General features: G+C 74.6%; 27 protein-coding genes. 11 read left to right on the forward strand and 16 right to left on the reverse strand.

The features are described 5' to 3' along the window. Position 1 precedes the first annotated feature (1 nt). The 11 genes from HLV61_RS18550 to HLV61_RS18600 all read right to left on the reverse strand — a co-directional run bounded on the left by HLV61_RS18550 (position 2) and on the right by HLV61_RS18600 (position 9,308). Positions 2–1,309, reverse strand: coding sequence for a FliI/YscN family ATPase (locus HLV61_RS18550; RefSeq protein WP_369258052.1), 1,308 nt, complete (start codon positions 1,307–1,309; stop codon positions 2–4). Beyond that, entirely contained in the window at positions 1,309–2,148 is an 840-nt protein-coding gene (locus HLV61_RS18555; RefSeq protein WP_369258054.1) for a FliH/SctL family protein, read from the reverse strand. Before HLV61_RS18555 ends, HLV61_RS18550 begins: the two co-directional genes overlap by 1 nt. After that, entirely contained in the window at positions 2,132–3,196 is a 1,065-nt protein-coding gene (gene fliG, locus HLV61_RS18560; protein WP_369258055.1) for a flagellar motor switch protein FliG, read from the reverse strand. Before fliG ends, HLV61_RS18555 begins: the two co-directional genes overlap by 17 nt. An 11-nt stretch (positions 3,197–3,207) precedes the next feature. Beyond that, entirely contained in the window at positions 3,208–4,803 is a 1,596-nt protein-coding gene (gene fliF, locus HLV61_RS18565) for a flagellar basal-body MS-ring/collar protein FliF (RefSeq protein ID WP_369258057.1), read from the reverse strand. Beyond that, positions 4,803–5,132 (reverse strand): flagellar hook-basal body complex protein FliE, encoded by a 330-nt coding sequence (fliE, locus tag HLV61_RS18570; RefSeq protein WP_369258059.1) that lies wholly within the window; start codon positions 5,130–5,132, stop codon positions 4,803–4,805. The genes fliF and fliE overlap by 1 nt, the downstream gene beginning before the upstream one ends. 2 nt (positions 5,133–5,134) lie before the next feature. Beyond that, the gene (locus HLV61_RS18575; protein WP_369258061.1) at positions 5,135–5,533 is read right to left on the reverse strand and encodes a flagellar basal body rod protein FlgC; all 399 of its coding nucleotides are present in this window, start codon (positions 5,531–5,533) and stop codon (positions 5,135–5,137) included. Between the two features lies 1 nt (position 5,534). Then, complete coding sequence (gene flgB / locus HLV61_RS18580) at positions 5,535–5,885, reverse strand: flagellar basal body rod protein FlgB (protein WP_369258063.1); 351 nt, start codon at positions 5,883–5,885, stop codon at positions 5,535–5,537. A gap of 367 nt (positions 5,886–6,252) precedes the next feature. Next, on the reverse strand, positions 6,253–6,597 hold the full coding sequence (locus HLV61_RS18585; protein WP_369258065.1) for a hypothetical protein: 345 nt from the start codon (positions 6,595–6,597) through the stop codon (positions 6,253–6,255). Beyond that, positions 6,594–6,992 carry a flagellar export chaperone FliS gene (gene fliS / locus HLV61_RS18590; protein WP_369258067.1) on the reverse strand — a complete coding sequence of 133 codons (399 nt, stop codon included), beginning with the start codon at positions 6,990–6,992 and terminating at the stop codon, positions 6,594–6,596. Before fliS ends, HLV61_RS18585 begins: the two co-directional genes overlap by 4 nt. A gap of 37 nt (positions 6,993–7,029) precedes the next feature. Further along, on the reverse strand, positions 7,030–8,355 hold the full coding sequence (fliD, locus tag HLV61_RS18595; RefSeq protein ID WP_369258069.1) for a flagellar filament capping protein FliD: 1,326 nt from the start codon (positions 8,353–8,355) through the stop codon (positions 7,030–7,032). A 134-nt stretch (positions 8,356–8,489) separates the two neighbouring features. Next, a complete protein-coding gene (locus tag HLV61_RS18600) occupies positions 8,490–9,308 on the reverse strand; it encodes a flagellin N-terminal helical domain-containing protein (RefSeq protein WP_142457611.1) in 819 nt (272 codons plus the stop codon). 364 nt (positions 9,309–9,672) lie between these two features. On the opposite strand from HLV61_RS18600, the gene HLV61_RS18605 reads away from it, so the two are divergent. Continuing rightward, a complete protein-coding gene (locus HLV61_RS18605) occupies positions 9,673–10,749 on the forward strand; it encodes a glycosyltransferase family protein (RefSeq protein WP_369258071.1) in 1,077 nt (358 codons plus the stop codon). A gap of 77 nt (positions 10,750–10,826) precedes the next feature. After that, the gene (locus tag HLV61_RS18610) at positions 10,827–11,612 is read left to right on the forward strand and encodes a class I SAM-dependent methyltransferase (protein WP_369258072.1); all 786 of its coding nucleotides are present in this window, start codon (positions 10,827–10,829) and stop codon (positions 11,610–11,612) included. A gap of 143 nt (positions 11,613–11,755) precedes the next feature. Here the strand turns inward: HLV61_RS18610 and HLV61_RS18615 are convergent, their stop codons facing one another. After that, a complete protein-coding gene (locus HLV61_RS18615; protein ID WP_369258074.1) occupies positions 11,756–12,793 on the reverse strand; it encodes a sigma-70 family RNA polymerase sigma factor in 1,038 nt (345 codons plus the stop codon). 148 nt (positions 12,794–12,941) lie between these two features. Between HLV61_RS18615 and HLV61_RS18620 the strand changes: the two genes are divergently transcribed. From HLV61_RS18620 to HLV61_RS18660, 9 genes are all read left to right on the forward strand, one after another. Next, entirely contained in the window at positions 12,942–13,436 is a 495-nt protein-coding gene (locus tag HLV61_RS18620) for a flagellar protein FlgN (protein ID WP_369258076.1), read from the forward strand. Further along, positions 13,433–14,851 carry a flagellar hook-associated protein FlgK gene (gene flgK, locus HLV61_RS18625; RefSeq protein ID WP_369258078.1) on the forward strand — a complete coding sequence of 473 codons (1,419 nt, stop codon included), beginning with the start codon at positions 13,433–13,435 and terminating at the stop codon, positions 14,849–14,851. The genes HLV61_RS18620 and flgK overlap by 4 nt, the downstream gene beginning before the upstream one ends. Positions 14,852–14,856: 5 nt before the next feature. Then, positions 14,857–15,753 (forward strand): flagellar hook-associated protein FlgL, encoded by an 897-nt coding sequence (gene flgL, locus HLV61_RS18630; RefSeq protein ID WP_369258080.1) that lies wholly within the window; start codon positions 14,857–14,859, stop codon positions 15,751–15,753. After that, entirely contained in the window at positions 15,750–16,154 is a 405-nt protein-coding gene (gene fliW, locus HLV61_RS18635; RefSeq protein WP_369258082.1) for a flagellar assembly protein FliW, read from the forward strand. Before flgL ends, fliW begins: the two co-directional genes overlap by 4 nt. Positions 16,155–16,238: 84 nt before the next feature. Then, positions 16,239–16,598, forward strand: coding sequence for a carbon storage regulator CsrA (gene csrA / locus HLV61_RS23220; RefSeq protein WP_440285064.1), 360 nt, complete (start codon positions 16,239–16,241; stop codon positions 16,596–16,598). Positions 16,599–16,792: 194 nt separating this feature from the next. Continuing rightward, the gene (locus HLV61_RS18645) at positions 16,793–17,203 is read left to right on the forward strand and encodes a hypothetical protein (RefSeq protein WP_369258084.1); all 411 of its coding nucleotides are present in this window, start codon (positions 16,793–16,795) and stop codon (positions 17,201–17,203) included. A 41-nt stretch (positions 17,204–17,244) separates the two neighbouring features. After that, positions 17,245–18,342: a flagellar biosynthesis protein FliA gene (locus tag HLV61_RS18650; RefSeq protein WP_369258086.1), complete on the forward strand. Its 1,098-nt coding sequence runs from the start codon at positions 17,245–17,247 to the stop codon at positions 18,340–18,342. A 154-nt stretch (positions 18,343–18,496) separates the two neighbouring features. Continuing rightward, positions 18,497–18,841, forward strand: a complete 345-nt coding sequence (locus HLV61_RS18655; protein ID WP_369258087.1) for a hypothetical protein — start codon at positions 18,497–18,499, stop codon at positions 18,839–18,841. Further along, the gene (locus HLV61_RS18660) at positions 18,841–19,590 is read left to right on the forward strand and encodes a hypothetical protein (protein WP_369258089.1); all 750 of its coding nucleotides are present in this window, start codon (positions 18,841–18,843) and stop codon (positions 19,588–19,590) included. Before HLV61_RS18655 ends, HLV61_RS18660 begins: the two co-directional genes overlap by 1 nt. Before the next feature lie 63 nt (positions 19,591–19,653). Here HLV61_RS18660 and HLV61_RS18665 read toward each other — a convergent pair whose 3' ends face one another. The 4 genes from HLV61_RS18665 to HLV61_RS18680 form a co-directional block, all read right to left on the reverse strand. Continuing rightward, entirely contained in the window at positions 19,654–21,537 is a 1,884-nt protein-coding gene (locus HLV61_RS18665; RefSeq protein ID WP_369258091.1) for an NlpC/P60 family protein, read from the reverse strand. Positions 21,538–21,706: 169 nt separating this feature from the next. Then, positions 21,707–21,904 carry a hypothetical protein gene (locus tag HLV61_RS18670; RefSeq protein ID WP_369258093.1) on the reverse strand — a complete coding sequence of 66 codons (198 nt, stop codon included), beginning with the start codon at positions 21,902–21,904 and terminating at the stop codon, positions 21,707–21,709. Between the two features lie 11 nt (positions 21,905–21,915). After that, positions 21,916–23,217, reverse strand: a complete 1,302-nt coding sequence (locus HLV61_RS18675) for a citrate synthase (protein WP_369258095.1) — start codon at positions 23,215–23,217, stop codon at positions 21,916–21,918. Positions 23,218–23,308: 91 nt separating this feature from the next. Continuing rightward, a complete protein-coding gene (locus HLV61_RS18680; RefSeq protein WP_369258097.1) occupies positions 23,309–24,703 on the reverse strand; it encodes a class II fumarate hydratase in 1,395 nt (464 codons plus the stop codon). Positions 24,704–24,939 lie beyond the last annotated feature (236 nt).

The raw sequence follows: 24,939 nt of genomic DNA on the forward strand, positions 1-24,939 counted from the left end.
GTCAGCCGGCCGTCACGAGCCGGTGCAGCATCGTCCACGCGTCGTCGGGGGCGGTGCAGTCCTCCAGCGGCTGGCGCAGGAAGGCGTCGAGGACGGGGGACAGCGCCCGGGCGCGGTCGACCAGCGGGTCGCTGCCGGCCTGGTAGGCCCCGATCTCCACCAGCTCCTTGACGTCGCGCAGCGCGCCGAGCAGCCGCCGCGCCTCGCGGGCGTCGGCCATGCGGGCCGGCGACACCACCGCGCCGGCGACGCGGGAGATCGACTCCAGGACGTCGATGGCGGGGAAGTGGCCGGTGGTGGCCAGCTTGCGGGTGAGCACCACGTGCCCGTCGAGGATCGAGCGGGCGGTGTCGGCGATCGGCTCGTTGTGGTCGTCGCCCTCGACGAGCACGGTGTAGAGGCCGGTGATCGAGCCGGTCGCGCCGGGGCCGGCCTTCTCCAGCAGCCGCGGCATCATCGCGAAGACGCTCGGCGGGTAGCCGCGCGTGGCCGGGGGCTCGCCGGCCGACAGGCCGACCTCGCGCTGGGCCATGGCGGTGCGGGTGATCGAGTCCATGAGCAGCAGCACGTCGCGGCCCTGGTCGCGGAACCCCTCGGCGATGCGGGTGGCCACGAACGCGGCCTTGAGCCGCACCAGCGGCGGCTCGTCGGAGGTGGCGACGACGACGACGGTGCGCGCCATGCCCTCCGGGCCGAGGTTCTCCTCGAGGAACTCCTTGACCTCGCGGCCGCGCTCGCCGATCAGCCCGATGACGCGGACGTCGGCCTCGGTGCCGCGGGTGATCTGCGCCAGCAGCGTGGACTTCCCGACACCGGAGCCGGCGAAGATGCCCAGCCGCTGGCCCTTGCCGACCGGCACGAGGGTGTCCAGCGCGCGGACGCCGACCGGCAGCGCCTCGTCCACCCGGCGGCGGGAGAGCGCGTGCGGGGTCTCACTCGCCAGGTCCACCCAGTCGACCCCGGCACCGAGCGGGCCGTGGCCGTCGACCGGCCGGCCGAGGCCGTCGAGCACCCGGCCCAGCAGCGCCTCGCCGACCGGCACCTGCAGCGGCATGCCGGTGGTGCGGACGGGCGCGCCGGCGTGCACGCCGCCGAGCTCGCCCAGCGGCATGCAGGTGAGGCGGTCGCGGGAGACGGCGACCACCTCGGCCATCAGGCCGCGCGGGCCGGGGTCGACCTCGACCAGGTCACCGACGGCGGCGACGACGCCCTCGACGGTGAGCGTGAGCCCCATGGCGCCGACGACGGAGCCGGTGAGCTGCGGGCGGGCGGCGCGGCGGGCGCGCTCGATCAGCGTGGCCGTGCCCATCAGGTGGTTCCCCCGCCCGACAGCACGGCCCGCACCCGCTCCAGCGCCGTCGACAGCTGGGCGTCGACCCGGCGGGGACCGCAGTCGGCGACCGCGCCGGCGCGCTCGACGTCGTCGTCGCCGACGACGGTGAGCGACGGCGGCAGCGCGGCCAGCGCGGCCGGCGGGACCTCGGCGAGGTCGCCGGGGTGCAGCCGGACGACGGCCGGGGCGTCGGAGGGCAGCAGGGTCAGCGCGCGGCGGATGGCGTCGAGCCCGGCGGTGGTCGACGCGCTCACCTCGCGGCCGAGCAGCTCCTCCACCAGCGTGAGCACGCCGTCGAGGAGGGTGTCGCGGACGTCGTCGGCGGTGGGCGCCGCGGCGGCGTCGAGCGCGGTGACGGCGGCGCCGAGGGCCGCGGTGGCCGAGGCCATCCGCCGCTCCCAGCGGGCCTGCACGTCGGCCAGCCGCGCGGCCGCCTCGGCCTCGGCCCGGGCGACGACGAGGCCCGCCTCGGCCAGGCCCTCGGCGTAGCCGGCGTCGTGGCCCTCGGCCCGCGCGAACTCGCGCAGCCGGGCGAGCTCCTCGGCGTAGACGTCGCCGAGCCGCAGCATGCCGCGGCCGTTGGGCACCGGGACGTCGGCCGCGCGGCGGACGGTGCTCCGCCGCTCGACGACGACCTCCGGTGCGGTGGCGACGACGGGGGAGGGCCCGGCCGGCTGCGGCACCGGCCGCGGGCGCGGCGGCACCGTCGTCCCGGGCACCTGCCGGTAGGGCGCCGCTGCGACGGCCGAGGCCCCCCGCAGCAGCGCCGACTCCCGCCGGGTGCTCACCAGGCCGTCGTCACGCGACGAACTCATCGTCCCCGCCGCGCGAGATGGTCACGACGCCCTGCTCCTCGAGCGTGCGGATGACCGCCACGATCTTGCCCTGGGCCTCCTCGACCGTGCGGGCGCGGACCGGGCCGAGCAGCTCGATCTCCTCGGCGAGGTTCTCGGCGGCGCGCTCGGAGAGGTTCCGCACCACCTTGTCGCGGACGTCGGGGCGCACGCCCTTGAGCGCGGTGGCGAGGTCGTTGGCCTCCACCTCGCGCAGCACCAGCTGCATCGAGCGGTCGTCGATGGTGGTGATGTCCTCGAAGACGAACATCTGCGCGCGGACCTGCTCGGCCAGCTCCGGGTCGGAGGTGTCGAGCCACTCGAGGATCGAGCGCTCGGTGGGCCGCGGCGAGCGGTTGATGATCTCGACGAGGGTCTCGACGCCGCCGACGGTGGACATGTCCTGGTGGGCGAGCAGCGAGCCCATCCGGCGGCCGAGCTCCTCCTCCACCAGGCGGACCATCTCCGGGGAGGTGCGGTCCATCGTGGCGATCCGGTGGGCCACCTCGGCCTGCTGCTCGGGGGAGAAGCCCGAGAGCACCTCGGCCGACTGCGCGGCCGACAGGTGGGCCAGCACCAGGGCGATGACCTGCGGGTGCTCGTCCTTGAGGAAGGTGACCAGCTGGCGGACGTCGGCGTTGCGCAGCGAGGCGAACGGGACCTCGGTGTAGACGACGTTGAGCCGGGCGAGGATGCCCTCGGCCTTGTCCTCGCCGAGGCCGGCCGCGAGGATCTCGCGGGCGAAGTCGACGCCGCCGCGGCCGACGAAGCGCTGCGCGGCCATGAGCTCGTGGAACTCCGCGAGCACGCCGTCGACGTCGGTCGGCTCGACCGTGCCGAGCTTCATGATCTCGCGGGTGAGGGCCTCGACCTCGCGCGGGCGCAGCTTGCTCAGCAGCAGCCCGGCCTCCTCCTTGCTCATCTGGGCGAGGAAGACGGCGGCCTTGCGCAGGCCCGGCATCTCGGGGCGGAGCGGAGCCGGCGGCAGGGCCGGCAGGTTGGTCCCGCCCGCGCCCACCAGCTGCTCCACGGATGCGAGCGTCACTTCACATCACTCAGCCAGCCGCGCAGCATCTGCGCCACCTCGTCCGGACGTTCGCTGACCATCGTGGCGATCTCCCCCCGCACCCGCTGCCGCTCCGCGGCCTCCAGTTCCAGCGCCCGGTTGTCCAGGACGGCGGTGTCGTCGCGCGAGCTGGACACCCGCAACCGCTCGAGCTCGGCGATCAGGCCCTCGTCGAGGGCCAGCGGCTCGTCCTCGTCGTCCTCGTCGTCCTCGTCGCGGCGGCGCGAGCGCAGCCACACGACGAGCACCAGCAGCGCGATGCCCAGGCCGATGGCGCCGTTCTTGATCAGCGACCACATCTGCGCCTGCGCCTCGGCCTCGCGGGCCGCGGTCATCTCCGCGGCGGCCTGGTCGGCGGCCGTGGTGTCGAAGGCCAGCGAGGCGACGCTGATGCCGTCGCCGCGGGCCGGGTCCAGGCCGACGGCGTTGCCGATGAGGGCCTGCACCTGGGCCTGGTTGAGGCCGCCGGCCACGGTGTCGTCCAGGACGACGGCGACGGTGAGCCGGTTGACCTCGCCGGGCGCCGAGACGGTGTTGGTCACCGTCTGGTCCACGGCGTTGTTGGCCGTCGTCGACTCGGTCGAGTAGTTCGACGTGCCGCCGGCGCCGGCCGCGGCGTCCGCGGTGTTCTCCGGGCCCAGCACACCGCCGGTGACCGCGCCGTCGCCGGTGTACTGCTCGTTCGAGGTCTGCTCGGACACCGGCGGCGTGCCCTCGGTGTAGCCGTACGTCGTGGCGGTGCTGTCGCGCTGCGACATGTCCAGGTCGGCGCGGACGGCGACGCGGGCGTGCCCGGGGCCGAGGACGGTGTCGAGGATGGCCTGCGCGTTGGACGCCAGCCGGGTCTCGTAGTCGGTCTCCATCTGCGAGCGCGCGTCGCCGGAGGCCGACGTCACGCCCTGCCCGGCGGCCGAGAGCAGCTGGCCGCTGGAGTCGGAGACGGTGACCTGCTCGGGGTCCATCGCCTCGATGCTCGAGGAGACCAGGTTGGTGATCGACTGGATCTGCTCGCCGGAGAGCTGTGTGCCCGGCGTCAGGTCCAGCAGCACCGAGGCGGTCGGCTCGCCCTCGTCGCTGGCGAACACCTCCTCCTCGGGCAGCGCCACGTGCACGACGGCGGTCTGCACGCCGTCGAGCGCCTCGAGGGTGTTCGACAGCTCGCCCTCGATGGCGCGCTGGTACTGCACCTGCTGCTGGAACTCGCTGGTGGTGATGCCCTGCTCGTCGAGCAGCGCGTAGCCGGTGTCGGAGCCGGCCGGCAGGCCCTTGCCGCTCATCTGCAGCCGCAGGTCGTACACCTGCTCGTTGGCCACGAGGATCGTCTGGCCGCCGTCGGCGAGCTCGTAGGAGACCCCGCCGGCGTTGAGCTCGTCGACGATCGCCGAGGCGTCGGCCGAGGCGAGGTTGGAGAACAGCGGCGCCATGGTCGGCGTCGTGATCCACCGGTAGAAGAAGAAGCCGCCGAGCGCCAGCCCGAGGACCAGCAGGCCGATGACGACCTTCTGGCCCAGGCTGATCGTGGCGAGCGTGCTGCGCAGCTTCGCCAGCGGCCCGGCCAGTGCGGCGGGCATCAGACGGGCATCCTCATGATCTCGGTGAAGGCCTCGACGGCCTTGTTCTTGATGGTCACGACCATCTCCGTCGCCACGGAGGCCTCCTGGGCGGCGATCATGTAGTCGTGCACGTCGCGCAGGTCACCGGTGGCGGCCTGCACGGCCAGCTGGTCCTTGGACGACTGCAGGCTGCCCAGCTGATCGAGCGCGCCGGTGAGCGCCGCGGCGAAGCCGTCCGCGCTGCCCGGCGCCGGCGCCGGGACCACGGAGCCGACGCCGGAGGGGCCGCCGAGCGCGCCGATGCCGGGCAGGGTGGGCAGCGAGATGCCGCCGATGGGGGAGGTCATGTTCAGCCCTTCCCGAGCTGGAGGGCGGCCTGGTAGGCGGTGGTCGCCCGCTCCAGGGACGCCAGGTTCGCCTGGTAGCCCCGCTGGGCCATGATCAGCTGGGTCATCTGGTCGCCGAGGTCGATGTCCGGGTAGCGGACGTAGCCCTCGGAGTCGGCCAGCGGGTGGTCGGGCTCGTACACGAGCCGGCCCTCGCCGCTGCCGAACTCGGCGCCGGCGATGCGCACGCCGCCCTCGCCGGAGCCGTAGTCCACGGCCTGCGCGACGACCATGCGCTCCTTGAACGCCTCGCCGTCGGTCGAGCTGACCGTGTTGATGTTGGCGATGTTGTCCGAGACGGCGTCCATCCAGCGGCGGTGGACGGAGATCCCGGACCCGGAGATGTCGAGGCCGTCGAACACGTCAGGACGTCCTGAGGGCCGTGCGCAGACCGCCGTACTTGCCGTCGAGCGCGGTGAGGGCGAACTGGTAGCGCAGACCGGTCTCGGTGGCGATGACCGTCTCGCTGTCGAGGTTCACGTTGTTGCCGTCCTCGCGGGTGGGCTCCAGCGAGCGGGCGATCGAGCCGCCGGAGACCGCCGGCGTCCGCCCCTGCCGCAGCTCGGTGCGCAGCGAGGACTCGAAGTCGGTCCGGCCGGCGAGGAAGCCCGGGGTCTGGACGTTGGCGATGTTGTCCGCGGTCACCCGCTGGCGCTGGGCCAGGCCGGTCAGCGCCGCGTGCAGCGTCGTCATCGTGGCGTCGCTGATCAGCATCGGGCGGACCGCCGGCGGGCAGGACGGCAGGGCACGACTGGCCTCCGGGTACGTCGGGGACCCCCGCGCGCGAGCGCAGGGGAGGGGCCGCCGATCCGTGGCGAGGGCTGTGCTGTCCGTGCAGGGCCGACATCGGCAGCGTTCCGTCAGACCTTGACCACTCGCCGTGACGGCGGTGACGGGTGTGACGGACGGCGAGGACGAGGCGGGCGGAACGGGTGGAGACCCTGGCGCCACACGAGTCGTCAGCAGCGCGCTCGTGGCCCTCCGGAGGAGGGGACGACGACGGCCGGGCCCGCCCGGAGGCGGACCCGGCCGGGTCGCGGTGTTGTCGAGATGTGCCAGACGGGGTGGGGTGCGGTGTCGGTCAGAGCGCCCGGTCGATGAAGGCGGCCACCGGGCGCGGCCGGTAGGCCATGCGCGCGGCGACGTCGCGCTGGCGCTGCGACTGGGTGATCCGCTCGACGAGCTCCTCGGCGACGGCGAGCTGGTGCTGCAGCAGTCGCGCGGCCCGCTCGCGGAGGTCCATCGGGAGTGCGCCGAGCACCGTGGGCGGCGTCCAGTCCTCCATGCGCCGGCCCCAGGCGGCGATCTCCTCGGCGCGGTTGCCGCGGATCGACCGCTCGGCGTCGAGGACCTCGACCTCCATCTCCTCGAGGACGCTGGTCCACTCCGCGCGGCGCTGCTCGTCCGCGGAGTGCGCCGCGGTCATGCGGTGCCCGCCGCGGTGCCGGCCGCCAGGCTCAGGGCGGCCTGCCGCCAGGCGTCGCGCAGCGGCTCGACGACCTTGAGGCATGAGGCGATCCGGCCGCTGTCCTGCTTGACCATCGCCTGGTTGAGCTCGGCGATCAGCCAGTTGTAGAGCGCGGCGAGGCGGGGGCCGCCCTCCCAGGCGTCGACCCGCAGGCTGCCCAGCAGCTCGAAGACGATCTCCTGGGCGTGGCGGACCTGCTCACGGGCGTCGCTGCGCCGGCCCGCGGCCAGCGCGGCCTGCGCGCGCTCGAGGTCGAGCGCCAGGCGGTCGTAGAGCATCACCAGCACCTGCTGCGGCGAGGCGGTGCTCACGGCGTCGCCGAGGTAGCGGGAGCGGAGGGAGGCGGCAGTCATCGGAGCTCCTGGATCGGGGTCGGGGGGAGCGGGCGGATCAGGAGGACGAGGGCAGCGAGGCCAGCTGACCGGAGAGCCAGGAGGACTGGTTCTTCAGGGAGTTCAGCGCGGTCTCCATGGCGGTGAACTGCTTGGTCAGGGCCGTCTTGCGGGCGGCCAGGCGCAGGTCCCAGTCGGCGATGCGGCCCTTGAGGTCGTCGGCGAGGTCGTCGCGGCCCTTGGCCAGCAGCGACAGCGTGCCGGTGGTGGAGTCCGTCACCTGCTTGGCCAGCACCTGCAGCCGGGTGGCGACGCCGTCGGGGCCACCGTCGGCGGAGACGCCCGTGAACACCTCCCGCACCTTGGCGGGGTCGGCCTGCAACTTGGTCAGGAAGGTGTCCTTGGTGAAGGAGACCTTGCCGTCGCGGGTGAGCTGGACGCCGAAGGTGCCGGGGGAGCCCAGGCCCGCGACGACGTCGGACACCGCGGTCAGGACCTGGTCGGTGAGCCGGCGCAGGTTGCTGTCGCCGCGCAGGCTGGCGGTGGACTCCGCGCCGTTGGCCGACTCCTTCGCGATCTCGGTGAGCGCGGCGTTGGCGGCGTCGACGAAGGCCTGCACCTTGGCCGCGACGGCGTCGGGGTCGGACTGGACGTCGACGGTGACGGGGGCGGTGCTCGCCGCGCTGACCGTCAGCGTCCCGCCGGGGATGACGCCGGTGAAGGTGTTCGTGCTCGAGGTGATGTCGATCGCGGAGCCGGCGTCGCCCAGGGTGATGGCCGCGTCGGTGCCCTGGCGGAGCTCGGTGAAGCGGGCGCCGAGCGAGAACTCGCCGGCCGAGCCGGTGCTCTTCGCGCTGACCTGGAGCTTGTACTGGCCGGGGGAGACCTGCAGGACGGTGGCGTTGAGGCCGTAGCTGCTCTTGTTGATGGCCGCCGCGGTGTCGGCGAGCGAGCCGGTGCCCACCGCGATGGTCCCCGTGGGGACGCCGTCGGCGTCGGTGACTGTGAGGTCGGAGTACACGCCGCCGGTGGTGGCCGACGAGTGCGCCGCGGTGCCCACGACGGCGTGCGCGGCGGCGACGCTCTTCACGGTGAAGGTGACCGAGCCGGTCTGCGGCGTGCCGGTGACGGCGACGGCGACCGCGGTGCTCGAGCTGCTCGCCTTGGCGGCGGTCCAGGTGGCGTCCTTGCCCAGGGTCTCCGCGGCCGAGCGGAGCGCGTCGATCTTCGTGTTGATCGAGCGGTAGGCCGCGGCGGCGTCCTTCGTCTCGCTCAGCCGGGTCTTGAGCTGGCTCTGGACGGTCCCCTCGGCGGCGACGAGCTGGGAGATCAGGCTCGTGGTGTCCAGGCCCGAGATGAGGCCGTCGACGCTCAGGCTGGCCATCGCTGCGCCTCCAGGGGGCGGGGTCGGGTGGGGCGGGTGTGACGGCCCCCGGGTGTGCAGTGAGGGGGGAGGCCGTGGCCTCCCCCCTCACCGGGTGGTGCTGTGCGCTGCCGTGCTGGGTGCTACGAGCCGGGTCAGCCCAGCAGCTGCAGGACGCCCTGCGAACTCTGGTTGGCCTGGGCCAGCATCGCGGTGCCGGCCTGCGACAGGATCTGCGACCGGGTGAAGGACACCATCTCCTGGGCCATGTCGGTGTCGCGGATGCGGCTCTCCGACGCGGTCAGGTTCTCGACGGTGGCGTTCAGGTTGTTGATCTTGTGCTCGAGGCGGTTCTGCACGGCACCGAGAGCGGCGCGCTGCTCGGAGACCTTGCCGATGGCGGTGCCGATGGCGCTGATCGCGGCCGAGGCACCCGACGCCGTCGCGATGGAGCCGGAGGCGCCGAGCGACGAGGCCTGCATGCTCGAGATGCTCACGGAGAGCGTCTCGCCGGCGTTCGACCCGACCTGGAAGGCCTTGGACGAGTAGGAGCCGCTGAGCAGGTTGGTGCCGTTGAAGGTGGTCTTGCTGGCGATGTCGTCCAGCTCGTCCTTCAGCGCCGAGAACTCGGCGTCGGCCTTGGCCTTGTCGGTGTCGCTGAGGGCACCGTCGTTGGCCGCCTGCACCGCGAGGTCGCGCATGCGCTGCAGGATCGAGTGCGTCTCGGTGAGAGCGCCCTCAGCGGTCTGGACGACGGAGATGCCGTCCTGGGCGTTGCGGACGGCGACCTTGAGGCCACCGATCTGCGAGCGCAGGCCCTCGGAGATGGCCAGACCGGCCGCGTCGTCGGCCGCCCGGTTGATGCGCAGGCCGCTGGAGAGCTTCTCCAGGGACTTGCTCATCGCCCCGTCGGTGGTCGACAGGTTCCGGTAGGCGTTGAAGGCGGCGATGTTGTTGTTGACGCGCAGACCCATGGTGTTCCTCCTTGGAATCGGGCCGTTCGGTTTCCGCTGCATCCGTGCTGCGGTCGTGCACACGGGTCTACGGCCGGGCCGGCGCGCACCTTGAGGCGAACCGGCGAGAAATCTCCGACGGCGTCCCCCGGCCGGGGTGGCCCGGAGCCGGGACGCGACGGACGGGTGTGACGGGCGGGGTGCCCGGCGGCGTGTCCCGGTGGCGCGGGGGGGCAGCGGCCGGACGCCGCCGGGATCGTGGAGCGGCCCAGGGGAGACGTCCGCGACCGGACGCCCCCGGCGTCAGTCCCGCTGCCCGGCCGGCTCCGCCGCCGGGCTCCCCGACCCAGCGCTCCCGCGGAGCGCGGTGAGGACGTGCCCTCCCATGAAGGTGCTGCTGACCACGACCGTGTTCACCGGCTCGCTGTACCACCGCATGGCCGAACCGGCCCGGGCCGTGCAGGAGGCCGGCCTGGACGTCGAGGTGACCGTCCAGCGCGGTCTGCAGACGGTGATGGTCCCCGACCCGGGGAACCCGGACGGCCCGATGGTGGTCCGCGAGGTCGACGCCCAGGGCGCCGACGTCGTCGTCCTCCAGCTGCCCAAGACCCGCGAGATGCTCGACTGCCTGCGGCTGCTGCAGGCCCAGGGGGTCGCCGTGGTCGTCGAGATCGACGACCACCTCACCGCGCTGCCGCCGGGCCACCAGGGGCACGAGGTCCTCGTGCGCCGCGGCGTCGGGCGCATCGCCGAGGCCATCGCCCGCGAGGCCGACCTCCTCACCTGCTCCACGCCCAACCTCCTGCAGTTCGCGCCCCGCGGACGCGGCGCAGTCGTCCCCAACGCCATCCCGCGCCGCACCGCCGAGCTGCCCCCGGCCTACGAGCGCGAGCCCGGCGTCGTCACCGTCGGCTGGGCGGGCACCGTCGGCAGCCACCCGTACGACCTGCAGGAGATGGGCACCGGCATGCAGCAGGCGCTGGACCGGACCGCCGGGCGCAGCCGGCTGGCGGTCCTCGGCCAGGCCGGCAACGCCCAGGAGCTGCTGCGGCTGACCGACGCACCGGTCGAGATCCCGTGGGTCATGGACGTCGACGGTTACGCGGCCACCCTCGGCGAGCGGTTCGACGTCGGCATCGCCCCGCTGCGCCTGGACACCTTCAACGCCTGCAAGAGCTGGCTGAAGGTGCTCGAGTACTCCGCGCGCGGCGTCTTCTCCGTGCGCTCGCCCAGCCCCGAGTACGAGCGGCTGGGCCTGGGCTACCGCGCCAAGCGCCCGCGCGACTGGGCCACTGCCCTCACCCGGGCCGTCGAGGACCCCGACTGGCGCCGGGAGCAGGCCGCGGCCGCGCGCGAGGCGGTCCTGGCCTGCCACCTCACCGAGCACACCGCCGAGCAGTGGCTCTCGGCCTGGCGCACGGCGCGCGACGTCCGCTCCCGCGCCGACCGCATCGGCGCCTGACCGGCCGTCACGCCTCCGGCGAGGCAGCCCGTACCTCACCTGTCCCGTCGCCCCGACCCCTGGACGAGGAGAACCGCATGCAACGACACGAGCTGCTCGCCGCACTGCACACGCAACTGCGCCCCCGCAACTACCTGGAGATCGGGATCGACACCGGTGAGAGCCTGGCGCTCTCCCGGGTCCCGAGCATCGGCATCGACCCGGCGTTCACCGTCACGGCGGAGCTGAACGGGGACGTCCAGCTGGTCCGGGCCACCAGTGATGACTACTTCCGGCAGAACGCTCCGACGGACCGCTTCGGCGGTGACCCGGTCGACCTCGCGTTCATCGACGGGATGCACCTCGCGGAGTACGCCCTCCGCGACTACATCTACGTGGAGGCCTACGCCGCGCGCACGAGCGTCGTCGTCTTCGACGACATGCTGCCCCGGGACGTGTCCGAGGCCGCCCGGGACCGGCACACCATCGGCTGGACCGGGGACGTCTTCAAGGTGACCCACGTCCTCCAGCAGCTCCGGCCCGACCTGGTCGTCCTGGAGGTGGACACTCAGCCGACCGGCACGGTCGTCGTGCTCCTCCCCGACGCTCGGTCCACCCTGCTAGCCGAGCACTACACGGCCATCGAGGCCGCCATGGTCGCCGACGTCGATCCCCAGGACGTGCCCGAGCACGTCCGGCTCCGCACCCGGGCAGTCGACCCCCGCAGGCTCCTCGAGTGCGCGTGGTGGGACACGCTCGTCGCCGAGCGCGAGGGCCGGCTCCCGGCCGGTTCCCTGGCCGCGGACCTCGCGCAGCAGGACTGGACGACGCTGCGGCAGAACGCCCTGGCGGCGGAACGGCAGCCCTTCGCCTTCCAGCGCTGACCTCACGGCGGGCCAGTCCCGGCACCACGACAGAGCGCCCCGGCTCCTCGCAGGAGGACCCGGGGCGCTCTGTCGTGCGGCTCCAGGAGACCGAACCGCCCCGGCACGCGGCCGCGTACCCGGGCGGTTCGACCGCCGACGGCTCAGGCCGGGCGGGCGACGCCGTAGCGCAGGGCGGTCGCGGAGGTGGTGGCCCTGGCCGGCGCCGGCCGCGGCGGAGGGACGGGCAGGAGGCCCCGGTCGGGCAGCGGGCGGTCGGCGGTGCCGCGTCCGGCGACCCGCTCGACGTAGAGCCGCTGCTGGTTGCGGGCGCGCACGCCGCCGTCGGCGGGCACCGACTGGCCCTCCCAGACCTCGCTCATCGCCGCGTGCAGCAGGGTCAGCGCGCGGGCGCGCATCTGCGAGACGCGCGACAGCGTGACGCCGAGGTCGGCGGCGATGTCGGTGAGGGACTCCCCGCCGAAGAAGTTGCGCTCCACGACCTCGTCGAGCCGGTCGGGCAGCGCGCGGATGGCGTCCTGCAGGTAGCGCGCCCGCTCGCCGCGCAGCACCGCCCGCTCCGGGGACTCGCCGGGGTCGGGCAGGTCGAGGGTGCCGCCCTCGCCGCCGGACTCGGCGTCGATGCTGACCATGACGGCGCGGTGGACGTCGACCTGCAGTGCCTCGAGCTCCTCGCGGCGCACGCCGAGGCTCTCGGCGAGCTCCTCCCGCGTGGGCGGGCGGCCCAGCCGGATGGTCAGCGCGTCGGCCGCGGCGTCGGTGCGACGGGCGGCCGCCCGCACCGAGCGGCTGGCCCAGTCCCCCGAGCGCAGCTCGTCGAGGACGGCGCCCTGCAGGCGGGGGAGGGCGTAGGTGGCGAAGGTGGCACCGGCCGACGGGTCGAACCGGCGGGCCACCTCGACCAGCGCCACCTTGGCGCAGGACAGGAGGTCCTCCCGGCTGACGTGGCCGGGCAGGGAGATCCGCGAGGCCACCGCGTTGACCGCGAACGAGCACAGCGGGAGGTGCTCGGTCACCATGACCTCGACCTCCGCCTCGGAGCGCACGGCCTCCGGCCGCACGGCGTCGGGCCGCACGGCGTCGGTCCGCAGGGCCTCGAACCGGTTGCTGGCGGACGGCTGCGGGGGAGCGGGGCGCGGGGCGACCGGGCGGTCGGTCACCGGGGAGCGGGCTGCTGGCACGGTCCCTACCTCGGCAGGGACCCCGGCGTCCGGGACGCACAACTCCTGCCAATCCTGGGAACTCGGCTTGAGGGCCGCTTGCCCGCTGCCGACGGTCTGACCGCGATGCGCGGACGGCGGGATGCCCCGCCGGGACACGAGGGAGGCGGTGGCGGACGTGGACTACCAGCACCTGTCGACGCTGCTGTGGCGCGAGCAGGAGCTGCTCGACCTGCTGCTGTTCAAGGCAGAGGAGAAGCAGTACCTGATCCTGTCGGGCAAGACCCGCTGGCTGGCCCGGATCGCGCACGAGATCGAGGTGGTCCTCGACCAGCTGCGCGTGCTCGAGGTCGAGCGGGCGGCCGCGACCGAGGCGCTCGCCGTCCGGCTGGGCACCGGGGTCAACCCGTCGCTGCGGCAGCTGGCCGACGCCGCGCCGGCCCCGTGGAACGACCTGCTCGCCAAGCACCACGAGGCGCTGCTGGTCCTGGTCACCGACCTGCGGAGCCTGTCCGACGCCAACCGGGAGCTCATCGAGGGCGGCCTCGCCGCGATCGGTGACGCGCTGCTGTCGGTGCGCCAGCCCTCGGCCGGCACCTACGGCGCCACCGGCCGTTCCGAGTACGGGTCCTCCCGTGCCGTCACCCTGGACGGGGCCCTGTGAGTACGTTCTCCGGCCTGAACACGGCGTCGACGGCGCTGTGGGCCGCCCAGCGCGGCCTCGACGTCACCGGCCAGAACATCGCCAACGTCAACACCGCCGGCTACTCCCGCCAGCGGGTGGACCAGACCGCCATGGGCGGCACCGCCGTCCCGGCGATCCACTCGGTCGGCACCGCGGTCGACGGCGGCGTCAGCGCCGACAAGGTGCAGCGCGTGCGGGACGCCTTCCTCGAGGCGCGCGCCCAGCTGGAGACCTCGGCCACCGCGCGGCTGACCGCCGAGGCCGGCACGCTGTCCCAGGTCGAGGACGCGTTCCGCGAGCCCGGCGACCACGGCCTGCAGAGCATGCTCTCCGACGTCTGGTCCGGCTTCTCCGAGCTGTCCGACAGCCCGCTGACGCGCGCCTCGCGCAGCCAGGTGCTCGAGCGGCTCGACGTCCTCGCCGACGGCATCCGCACCACCCGCGCGGCGCTGGACCAGCAGTGGGACCAGACCCGCGACGGCCTGCAGGCCCTGGTCTCCGACGTCAACACCGCCGCCACCTCGGTGGCCGACCTCAACGGCGCGATCCGCCAGGCGACGCTGTCGGGGCTGCCGGTCAACGAGCTCTCCGACCGGCGCGACGCGCTCGTGCTGCAGCTGTCCCAGAGCATCGGCGCCACCGCGGTGCCGCGGGCCGACGGCGTCGTCGACGTGACCATCGGCGGCACCGGCCTGGTGGCGGGCAGCACCGTCACCGCCGTCCGGCTGGCCGGCAGCGACACCGCCGACGGCATCGGCACGGACGCGCCCCGCCTGGTCACCCAGCCCGGCGGCTCGACGCTGCGGACCGGCGGCACCGCCGCGGGCCAGCTCACCGCCCTCACCCGGACGGTCCCGGGCTACCGCACCCAGCTCGACGAGTTCGCCCGCTCGGTCGCGACGACCTTCAACGCGGCGCACACCGCCGGCTACGACCTCGACGGCGTGCCCGGCCAGGCGCTGTTCGACGACGGCGCCGGCGGCACCGCGATCACCGCGGCCACCCTCACCGTGCGCGCGCTCACCCCCGAGCAGGTCGCCGCGGCGCGCACCGCGCCGGCCGGCACCGGCGGCAAGCCGTCCGCCGACGGCGACAACGCCGACGCCTTCTTCCAGCTCAGCCTGGCCCCCGCCGGCCTGGACGCGAGCTACCGCAGGCTCGTGGTGGCCCTCGGCGTCGAGTCCTCGGTCGCCGCGCGCAACGCGGAGGTCCAGTCGGTGGTGTCCGCGCAGGTCGACGCCGCCCGCGAGTCGGTCTCCGGTGTCAGCCTCGACGAGGAGATGACGAACATGATGTCGTTCCAGCACGCCTACAGCGCCGCCGCCCGCATGGTCACCGCCATCGACCAGGCGCTGGACACCCTGATCAGCCGCACCGGCCTCGTGGGCCGGTGACCGGCATGCGCATCACGCAGCGGGCGATCGCGCAGACCGCCCTGCAGGGGCTCAACCGCAACCTCGGCGACCTCGGCAAGCTCCAGGAGCAGCTCACCTCCGGCAAGGTGGTCAGCCGCCCGTCGGACTCGCCGACCGCCGTCAACCGGTCCCTGCAGATCCGCAAGGACCAGGCCGCCACCACCCAGCACGCGCGCAACATCTCCGACGCGCAGAGCTGGATGGAGACGACCGACACCGCGCTGACCTCGATGGTCGCGCAGGTCCGCCGGGTGCGGGACCTGACGGTGCAGGCCGCCAACGACGGCGGCATGACCGACGCCGGCCGCACGGCGATCGCCGCCGAGGTCTCCGCGCTGCGCGACAGCCTGCTCGGGCTGGCCAACGAGAACGTCGACGGCCGCCCCGTCTTCGGCGGCGCCACCAGCGGCGCCAAGGCCTACGAGGCCGACGGCACCTGGGTCGGCGTCGGCAGTGCCGACGGCACCGGTGTCGTCCCGATCAAGCGGCGGATCTCCAACGACGAGCAGGTCCGCATCGACACCACGGGCCTCGAGGCCTTCGGCCCGCCCGGCGGCGACCTGTTCACCGTCGTCGGGAGGATCGCCGCCGACGTCGGCGCCGGCGTCTCGGTGCAGGGCGACCTCGCCGACCTCGACGTCGCGATCGACCGGCTGCTCACCGCCGCCTCCACCGTCGGCGCCCGGGCCGCCCGCATCGACAACGCCGCGCAGGTCAACACCGACCGGCAGCTGGCGCTGACCAAGCAGCTGGCCGAGGTCGAGGACGTCGACCTGCCGAAGACGATCATGCAGCTGCAGTTCCAGCAGACCGGCTACCAGGCGGCGCTGCAGGCGACCGCGCAGGTCATCCAGCCCTCGCTCGTGGACTTCCTCCGGTGACGCTCGCCCCCGTCGTCACCCTGCCGCTGCTGGGCCTGGTGACCCCGCTGCCCGGCTTCCCCGAGTTCCGGGACTACGTGCTCGTCACGGCCGACGGCGACGGCCTGCTGTTCTGGCTGCAGTCCCTGGACGCCGACGGTCCGCGGTTCCTGGCCATCGCCCCGGCCCGGTACTTCCCGGACTACGACCCGGTCCTGCCGCGGTCGGCGCTCGCCGAGCTGGGCCTCGACGACCCGGCCCGCGCCCAGCTGTTCTGCCTGGTGACCGTGCCGGCCGAGGGGCCGGCGGCCGCCACGGCGAACCTGCGCGCGCCGATCGTGGTGGACCCGGCGACCTGGCGGGCCACCCAGGTCCTGCTCCCCGACAGCCGTCATCCCATCCGGCGCCCACTGCGCCGATAAGAGGAGGGGACGGCACCTGCCGTCCGGGCCCGCTCCCGGCGGGCATGCCACGGAGGCCGTACTGACACCCATGGAGGGGTACCCGTGCTCACACTGACCCGCAGCGTCGGCGAGACCATCCGCATCGGCGACGACATCGAGGTGCACGTCGTCGAGGTCCGGGGCGGCACCGTCCGCCTCGGCTTCACCGCCCCCCGCGAGGTGACCATCCACCGCGAGGAGGTCTACCGGCAGATCGCCGAGGCCAACCTGCTCGCCGCCCAGGTCACCGCCGACACGCTCGGCGCCCTCGCCGCGTTCGCCCCGCAGGCCACCGACGCCCCCGCCCCGGGCACCGCCGCCCCGGGCACCGCCGTCCCGGCTGCCCCCGCTCCGGCTGCCCCCGGCCCCCGGGCCTCGGCGCCCGGCGGGCGGTCCGCCTCGCCGGAGGTGCCGGCGCGCTGACGACACGCCACCGACGGCGGGTCCGCGCCTCGGCAATCCTCGCCGATGCGCGGACCCGCCGGACCTGGGTGGCCCCTCCTGTGGGCAACACCTGACGAAGGTGACCCCACAGATTGCGTATGGCACGGCGAGTTGTGTGCTCGTCACCGTCCGCTCATGCGCCAGAGTTGCCCTCGAGCACGACACAGGGGGCGATGAGGATGCAGCACAGCGGAACGGCACACACCCAGCAGGCCGACGAGACCGTGGTCGTCCACGTCCAGCTGCGGCCGCGGCGCGGGTCGACCCGGCGCTGCCTGGCCGAGCTGGCCGCGCTGGCCGCCGCGCACCCGGCGGTCGCCTTCTCGGTCACCGGCCTGGGCAAGGACGAGCGCGTCGTCCGCGTGACCGTCGGCGTCGAGCTCGGGCCCCGCGAGGCGATCGCGCGGTTCTCGCCGCAGGCGCAGGCCGCCTACACCTTCGTCAGTGACCTGTTCACGGTCCTGTACGACCACATGCCGGTCTACGCCGCCGAGCCCGCCGCGGCCGAGCGTGCCGCCGCCGAGCTCCTGCTGCAGGCCGGCGAGGACGTCGTCGTCCCCCCGGTCCTGCTCGCGCTCGCCTGAGCGCCGCCGTCGCCTTCCCCGCGATCGACCAGGAGTACCCGGTGACCTCCGCAGTGCCGACCACCCCCGACCAGCCGGCCGACGCCGGCACCCGCGCGCCGCTCGTCTTCGGCGGCGTCCCCGAGGCCGAGGGCTTCGCGCGGGTCCCGATCACCGCCCGCGACCGGGTGCACTTCCGCGTCGACCGCGACCTCCCGCTGGCCGCGTTCCGGGCCGACCTGCCCGACGGCGTGACGGTCAGCCACGACGAGGGTGAGGGGCTCTACCGGGTCGACGGCCCGTGCGGCCAGGGCCAGGTGCTCGCCGACTGGATCCGCGCCTGGTGCGCCGCCCGCGACTGCACCACCGTGGGCCTGCGCGCGGAGGCCGGGGTCCGCCGGCGCGCGCCGCGCGACCTGCCGCCGGCCTTCCTCGAGGACCTGTGCCGGCACTACCAGCCGCTGAGCCTCAAGCGGCTGCAGCGCAACATGAGCACGATCCGGCTGCACCTGCCCGACCCCGACGACCTCGGCCAGCAGGTCGCCGAGTGGATCCTCAAGGCGGTCGGCCAGTACGACGAGACCAAGGGCGTCCCGTTCGGCGCCTTCCTCGCCACCCAGCTGTCCAAGTGGGTGCACGACCTGGGCCGCAACGCCCACGGCCGCACCGCCGCCGACACCGAGAACCGCCAGCAGAAGGCCCTCGCCGCCTTCCAGGCGGAGCACCAGCGCCGGCCCTCCGAGCGCGAGCTGGCCGCCTACATGGGGCAGAGCGTGGCCACGCTGCGGCGCAACTCGCAGACCGTCGCCACCCTCAACGGGCTGCGCAACCTGCAGTCCCTCGACGGCGGCCCGGACGCGACCGAGGTGCTGTTGCCCGACTCGCACGAGGCGCCCGACCAGATCATGGACGAGGCGGACCAGACGCTGCTCTCGCACGCCCTGACCGCCGCGTGCGCCCCGGACCCGACCGCCGCGCGCGGCCAGCGCGCCGCGCAGCCCAACGTCCTGGGCTGGGCCACCTGGTACCTGACCACCTGGGGCGGGCAGACCAAGACGCAGGTCTCGGCCGACCTCGCGACGTCGGTGCGGAACATGAACGTGCACGCCGACCGCGTCGAGCGGGTCCTCAAGGACCGGCTCGCCGAGTTGTCCGAGTGACGGACCGGTAGACGGAACGCAGCAGTCCGCCGCCGACGGGTCCATCCGGGCGCGGACCTGCCGATATCGAGGACGTGACCGCGAGTCCCCGCCTCCCCGCCGCTCCCGGCGCCGGGCGGCCGGGACCGGCCGCACCGACGGGGGGAGGTGTGCGGTGAGCCTCGCGCCCACCGGGGGGCCGGACGCCGCCGTCCTGCTCCCGCACTGGTTGTCGGGGGAGGACCGCGCCTTGCTGGCCGCCGTCGTCCGCGCGGCCGTGGAGGAGCCCGGCGTGCACCCGGTCGCCGCCGTCCACCTCGCCGACGTCCTCACCGAGCTGCACGTCGCCGCCGCCCGCGACGCGGTGTGGCCCGGTCCCGCCGCCCGCGTGCGCCGGGTGACCGGCTGGGCCGACGACGTCCTGCCGGTGCGGCTGTCGGCCGCGGAGCTCGCCAGCGTCCTCGACCTCGCCGGCCTGCCGCCGGCCCTGCGCGCCACCCTGGGCGGGCACCGCCCGTGATGCCCGGCCGCCCCTCGTCCGGTCTCCTGTCCCGGCTCCGCCCGGCGCCGGTCGCCGTCGACGACGTCCGCGCCGCCGCCGACGCCGTGCTGCCCGGCCTGGCCACCGGCCGGCTGCGCGCCGCCGTGCTCGCCGACCCCGCCCGCGGGCCGGTGCTGGTCCTCGCCGAGGACGAGCGCCGCGTGCGGGTGGCCCTGCACGACCTCGCCGAGGACATGACCGACGCCGGCGTGGCCCCCACCGGGGACGGCGTGGCCGCCGCGCTCACCGCCTTCGTCGCCGCCCGCCCGGTCAGCGACGCCGCGGCGGCCGGCGGCGGGGTCGCGGTCCTGGACTGGACCTGCCCGGCGCGGACCGCCGTGGGCTGGCGGGTGGTCGTCCGCCGCGGGGACCGCACGGTCGCCTGGACGCCCTCGGACCTGGCCGACGCCGCCGTGGTGACCCGGACCCGGACCGCCGCCACAGCCCGTGCGGCCGGGGCCGGGGGAGTGCTGCGGGTCGAGGGACCCGTGGCGCTGTGGTCGCACCCCGGCGCGCCGATGCTGGCCTCCGCCGCGCTGGCCGCGCCGGAGCAGCTGCTCGGCCGGATCGCCGAGGCGGGGCTGCGGCTGCCCGAGCCGCACGTCGTCGTCACGCCCCTGCGGCCGCTGGCCTGCGCCTCGGCCGCCGTGTCCGCCCGGCTCGGCGAGACCGGCGAGGCCTGCGTCCGCCTGCCCTGGTCCGCCCTGCCCGAGCTCCGCTGGCTGTAGCGGCATAGGAAGCTATCCGCACGTCTCAGGAGTCGAGACGTGCGGATGGCTTCCTATGCCTCGTCAGAGGAGTGAGCCGAACTCCCAGTGCCAGGGCTCGGGTTTCTCGCCGCCGGGCCGGGCCCAGTCGGGGCTGACGAAACCGAACCGGCCGGCGTTCCCGGTCATCCACGTCCACTGCGGCGTGCCCGCGACGTTGACCCCGCCGCAGAGGTCCACCGCCAGGGCCCAGCCGTGGTTCGACGTCCCCGGCACCGCGGCCAGGGCGGGCTTGCGGCGGAAGGCGTCGACCTGCGCGGCCATGGACCGGTAGGAGTCGGTGATGCACAGCGGGCTGCCGAACGCGGCCTCGTAGGCCCGGCTCATCGCGGTGTAGGCGGCGGCGGCGTCGCAGCGGAGCGCGTGGCCGCGGGCGACCGGGCACAGCGCCTCGGCCGGGATGCGGCCGTTGGACCACCCGCCCCACGCGGGGCTGACCGGGCCGGCCGGTGCCGGCACGGCACCGCAGGCGCCCAGACCCGACGTCGATGCCGGCAGCGGCGCGTTCGGCGTCGCGGGGGCGGGCAGCGTCACGCGCACCGCACGGGCGTCGGCGGGCAGCGGGCGGACGCCGACCTGGTAGGTCCCCGCCGAGGCACCCACGACCTCGCCCTCGCCGAGGGAGACGGCGACGTCGGCGCCGCCGTCGGAGACGACCAGGTCGCCGACCTGCAGCTGCGCGGCCGGCACGACGGCGGCCGCGGCCCACTGGCCCGCCGCGGTGGCGGGCAGGTCGTAGCCGGCGAGCAGCCAGGCCGAGGCGGTCAGCCCGCCGCAGTCGAAGGCGTCCGGGCCGGTGGCGCCGGCGGAGTACGGGCGGCCCAGCCGCGACAGCGCGCTGCTCACCGCGGCGACGGTCTCCGCGGGCAGCACGGTCACCGGCCGGTTGCCGACGACGGCCCACGCCACGCCGGGCACGGCCTGGCCGGCGGCGTCCAGCGCGGGTGAGAAGCCGTCGGGCAGCGACGCGGGGTCGGCCAGCGCGGCGGCCCGCGGCGGCTCGATCCCGGCGGCGGCGAGTTCCGCGAGATGGGTCTGCCAGCGCTGCAGCGCGGCGGTGTTGCGTTCTTGCTGGGCGCCGGCGGCGGGGACGGTGTCCAACCCGGCCAGCTGTGCGGCGACGGCGGGACCGAGCCCGTCCACGGTGTCGCGGACGCCGGACAGCACGGTGCGGGCCTGCGCGGTCGCGGCGTCGACGGCGTCCTGCGCGGCGGCCACCCGCCCGGCGGCGTCCCGCGCGGCGGCCTCGGCGCGCTCGGCGCGGACCACGGCGGCCTCCCGCGCCCCGGCGGCCCGGTCGGCCAGCGCCTGGCGGTACAGGACGTCGGGGGTGGTGTCCGGGCTGCCCGCGGACAGGCCGAGCACCGGCATGCGGATCTCGGCGGAGGCGCGGTAGAGGTCGGCCGCGGCGGAGCCCACGGTGGCCTGCTCGGTGGCGACGGCGGCCCGCGCGGTCCGCTCGGCCTCGACCGCCGCCTGCAGCTCGGCCTGCCGCGCGGTGACCTCCGCCTGCAGCCGGCGGTAGGCGTCGGCGTCCTGCAGCAGCGTGCTGCGCGCGGCCAGCGCCAGGCTCGCCGGGTCCGCGGCCACGGTGGCCGAGCCGGGTGCGGAGGTGGCCGGGGCCAGCAGGACGGTCAGGACGGGGACGAGCAGCGTGGCCAGGCCGACGAGCAGCAGCCGGGCCCGCCACGGGCCGCGCTCCCGCGGCGTCCGGGGAGCGGGCCGGCGGGTCGCGGCCTTCTTCTTCTGGGCGGGGCGCTTGCGCCGCGTCGCGGGACGCGTGCCCGCCGGACGGGGAGCACCCGGGGCGCCGGCCGCCGCGCGGGCGGCGAGCAGCGCTCGGAGCGCCTCGGCCTCGCGGGCCGTCAGCTCCCGCCGCGGGGACGCGGACGTGCGTGGTGCTGGCACGGCAGGTCCCCCGGGCGGTCTCGATCAGCGTGGCCGCGCTCCGGAGTGGAGCGCTCGCCGTGAGATCGACCGTCCGGGGGACCCGGAGGAGGGACGGGGGAGCCGGCCTCACCCCCGCGGGTGAGGAGGTGCGCCCGCCCGGGGGACGCAGGGGACCGACGGCCCGGGTTCAGCGGTCGGGCGGCCACCAGGCGCCGTGGCGCGCGACGAGCGGGATGCGGTGCTCGGCGCCGTCCTCGGTCGACACCACCAGTTCCACGGCGGTGATCGGCACCGGCCGGTCGCCGTCGTCGCGCAGCAGCCGCCCGGTGGCCAGCGGGATCGGTGGCAGGACCAGCAGGTCCTCGCCGGGCGGCTCGCTGCCCACGGCGACCCGGGTCAGCGCTCGGCGAGCGGGACGAAGGCCCGCTCGGTCTCGCCGGTGTAGACCTGCCGCGGCCGGCCGATCTTGGTGGTGGGGTCGGCGATCATCTCGCGCCACTGCGCGATCCACCCGGGCAGCCGGCCCAGCGCGAACAGCACGGTGAACATCCGGACCGGGAAGCCCATCGCCCGGTAGATGAGCCCGGTGTAGAAGTCGACGTTGGGGTAGAGCTTGCGCTCGACGAAGTAGTCGTCGGACAGCGCGATCTCCTCCAGCTGCCGGGCCAGGTCGAGCAGCTGGTTGTCCCCGCCGAGCTTGTCGAGCACCGAGTCGGCCGTCTGCTTCACGATCGCGGCGCGCGGGTCGTAGTTCTTGTAGACCCGGTGGCCGAAGCCCATGAGCTTGACGCCGGGCTCCTTCTTCTTGACCCGCTCGACGAACCGGCCGATGTCGCCGCCGTCGTGCTGGATCCCCTCGAGCATCTCCAGCACGGCCTGGTTGGCACCGCCGTGCAGCGGGCCGAACAGCGCGTTGATGCCGGCCGAGACCGAGGCGAACAGGTTGGCGTGCGAGGAGCCGACCAGCCGCACCGTCGACGTCGAGCAGTTCTGCTCGTGGTCGGCGTGCAGGACGAAGAGCATGTCGAGCGCGGAGGCGACGTCGGGGTCGAGCTCGTAGGGCTCGGCGGGCAGGCCGAAGGTCATCCGCAGGAAGTTCTCGACCAGGCCGAAGGAGTTGTCCGGGTACAGGAAGGGCTGGCCGACCGACTTCTTGTACGCGTAGGCCGCGATCGTGGGCAGCTTGGCCAGCAGCCGGACGGTGGAGATCTCCACCTGCTCCGGGTCGAAGGGGTCCAGCGAGTCCTGGTAGAAGGTCGACAGTGCGCTGACCGCCGAGGAGAGCACGGGCATCGGGTGCGCGTCGCGCGGGAAGCCCTGGAAGAACTGCTTGAGGTCCTCGTGCAGCAGGGTGTGCCGGCGCAGCCGCTCGTCGAAGGCGCCCAGCTGGTCGGCGGTGGGGAGCTCGCCGTAGATCAGCAGGTAGGTGACCTCGAGGAAGCTGGCCTTGCCGGCGAGCTGGTCGATCGGGTAACCGCGGTAGCGCAGGATCCCGGCGTCACCGTCGATGTAGGTGATCGTCGAGGCGCACGAGGCGGTGTTCACGAAACCGACGTCGAGGGCGACCTGCCCCGTCGTCGCCAGGAGCTTGGACACGTCGAGCCCGGAGGACCCCTCCGTCGCCGGGATCGTGCGCAGCGGGAGCTCACCCCCCGGGTGTCGGAGGGATACCTCGGGGGTGCTGGCTGTCTCGGTCATGGTGTGCCGACGCTAGCGCCGTCGGGCGGTCACGACGACAGGGAGCGTCCCCGTGCGGGGTGGGCCGGGCGCCCGGCCCACCCCGCCCCGGTCACGGGTGGGTCATCGAGAGGACGTCGAGGGCCTCGTCGAGCTGGGCCTCGGTGAGCTTGCCCTGGTCGACGTAGCCCCGCTCCAGCACGACCTGGCGGATCGTCTTCTGCTCGGCCAGCGACTGCTTGGCGACCTTCGCGGCCTCCTCGTAGCCGATGTACTTGTTCAGCGGCGTGACGATCGACGGCGAGGACTCCGCGTAGGTGCGGCACTGCTCGACGTTGGCCACGATCCCGTCGACGCAGCGGTCGGCGAGGATCCGGCTGACGTTGGCCAGCAGCCGGATGGACTCCAGCACGTTGCGGGCCATGAGCGGCAGCGTCACGTTGAGCTCAAAGACGCCGGTGGTGCCGGCGTAGGTGACCGCGGCGTCGTTGCCGATGACCTGGGCGGCCACCTGGATGGTCGCCTCCGGGATCACCGGGTTGACCTTGCCCGGCATGATCGAGCTGCCCGGCTGCAGGTCGGGGAGCTGGATCTCGCCGAGGCCGGTGCGCGGGCCCGAGCCCATCCAGCGCAGGTCGTTGGCGATCTTCACCAGGCCGACGGCGATCGTCTTGAGCTGGCCGGAGGCCTCGACGAGCGAGTCGCGGGAGCTCTGCGCCTCGAAGTGGTCGCGGGCCTCGGAGAGCGGCAGCTCCAGCTCACCGGCGAGCTTCTCGATGATCGCCGCCGCGAAGCCGGGCGGGGTGTTGATCCCGGTGCCGACGGCGGTGCCGCCCAGCGGCAGCTCGCCGATGCGGGGCAGCGACGCCTCGAGCCGCTCGACGCCGTAGCGGACGGCGGCCGCGTACCCGCCGAACTCCTGGCCGAGGGTGACCGGGGTGGCGTCCATGAGGTGGGTGCGGCCGCTCTTGACGACCTCGGCGAACTCGGTGGCCTTGCGCGACAGCGAGGCCTCCAGGTGCTGCAGCGCCGGCACCAGGTCGCGCACGATCGCGCGGGTGGCGGCCACGTGGATCGCCGAGGGGAAGACGTCGTTGGACGACTGCGAGGCGTTGACGTGGTCGTTCGGGTGCACCGCCACGCCCGTCGCCTCGGTGGCGAGGGTGGCGATGACCTCGTTGGTGTTCATGTTGCTCGACGTCCCCGAGCCGGTCTGGAAGACGTCGATGGGGAAGTGCTCGTCCCACTCGCCGCGGGCGACGGCGGCGGCCGCGTCGGTGATCGCGGAGGCGACGTCGCCGTCGAGGACGCCGAGGTCCGCGTTGACCCGCGCGGCCGCGCCCTTGATGGCGGCCAGGGCGGCGATGAGCTCGCGCTCGATGGGGGTGCCGGAGATGGGGAAGTTCTCGACGGCGCGCTGGGTCTGGGCCCGCCACTTGGCCCAGGCGGGGACGCGGACCTCCCCCATGGAGTCGTGTTCGATGCGGTGGTCCTGCTCGGCGGCCACGCTGGCTCCCGTGTGGTGTCGGTGGGATCGGTGCTGCACGCGTGACCTTAGGAGGACCCCGTCCGCCCCACCCCTCCCAGGCCCGGGGTGGGACCCGGGACGGAGCCGATCGGGTCGCTAGCGTGCGCCGACGCACCCGGTCCGAGGAGGCCCCGTGACCCATCCGTACGCGCCCTGGACCGTGCGCTCCCGCCCCTGGACCGTGCGCTCCCGCCCCGGTCCCGATCGTCGGTCGC

The sequence above is a fragment of the Geodermatophilus amargosae genome (genome assembly GCF_041028265.1).
Taxonomy (GTDB): Bacteria; Actinomycetota; Actinomycetes; order Mycobacteriales; family Geodermatophilaceae; genus Geodermatophilus; species Geodermatophilus amargosae_A.

Excerpts from the sequence above, each read along its gene's own strand:
- HLV61_RS18585 (WP_369258065.1), bottom strand. The coding sequence starts at position 6,597 with ATGACCGCGGCGCACTCCGCGGACGAGCAGCGCCGCGCGGAGTGGACC.
- fliE (WP_369258059.1), bottom strand. The coding sequence starts at position 5,132 with ATGACCTCCCCCATCGGCGGCATCTCGCTGCCCACCCTGCCCGGCATC.
- fliD (WP_369258069.1), bottom strand. The coding sequence starts at position 8,355 with ATGGCCAGCCTGAGCGTCGACGGCCTCATCTCGGGCCTGGACACCACG.
- HLV61_RS18600 (WP_142457611.1), bottom strand. The coding sequence starts at position 9,308 with ATGGGTCTGCGCGTCAACAACAACATCGCCGCCTTCAACGCCTACCGG.
- fliS (WP_369258067.1), bottom strand. The coding sequence starts at position 6,992 with ATGACTGCCGCCTCCCTCCGCTCCCGCTACCTCGGCGACGCCGTGAGC.
- HLV61_RS18645 (WP_369258084.1), top strand. The coding sequence starts at position 16,793 with ATGAGGATGCAGCACAGCGGAACGGCACACACCCAGCAGGCCGACGAG.
- HLV61_RS18660 (WP_369258089.1), top strand. The coding sequence starts at position 18,841 with ATGCCCGGCCGCCCCTCGTCCGGTCTCCTGTCCCGGCTCCGCCCGGCG.
- HLV61_RS18675 (WP_369258095.1), bottom strand. The coding sequence starts at position 23,217 with ATGACCGAGACAGCCAGCACCCCCGAGGTATCCCTCCGACACCCGGGG.
- HLV61_RS18555 (WP_369258054.1), bottom strand. The coding sequence starts at position 2,148 with ATGAGTTCGTCGCGTGACGACGGCCTGGTGAGCACCCGGCGGGAGTCG.
- fliF (WP_369258057.1), bottom strand. The coding sequence starts at position 4,803 with ATGCCCGCCGCACTGGCCGGGCCGCTGGCGAAGCTGCGCAGCACGCTC.
- flgL (WP_369258080.1), top strand. The coding sequence starts at position 14,857 with ATGCGCATCACGCAGCGGGCGATCGCGCAGACCGCCCTGCAGGGGCTC.
- HLV61_RS18550 (WP_369258052.1), bottom strand. The coding sequence starts at position 1,309 with ATGGGCACGGCCACGCTGATCGAGCGCGCCCGCCGCGCCGCCCGCCCG.
- HLV61_RS18610 (WP_369258072.1), top strand. The coding sequence starts at position 10,827 with ATGCAACGACACGAGCTGCTCGCCGCACTGCACACGCAACTGCGCCCC.
- HLV61_RS18605 (WP_369258071.1), top strand. The coding sequence starts at position 9,673 with ATGAAGGTGCTGCTGACCACGACCGTGTTCACCGGCTCGCTGTACCAC.
- flgB (WP_369258063.1), bottom strand. The coding sequence starts at position 5,885 with ATGCTGATCAGCGACGCCACGATGACGACGCTGCACGCGGCGCTGACC.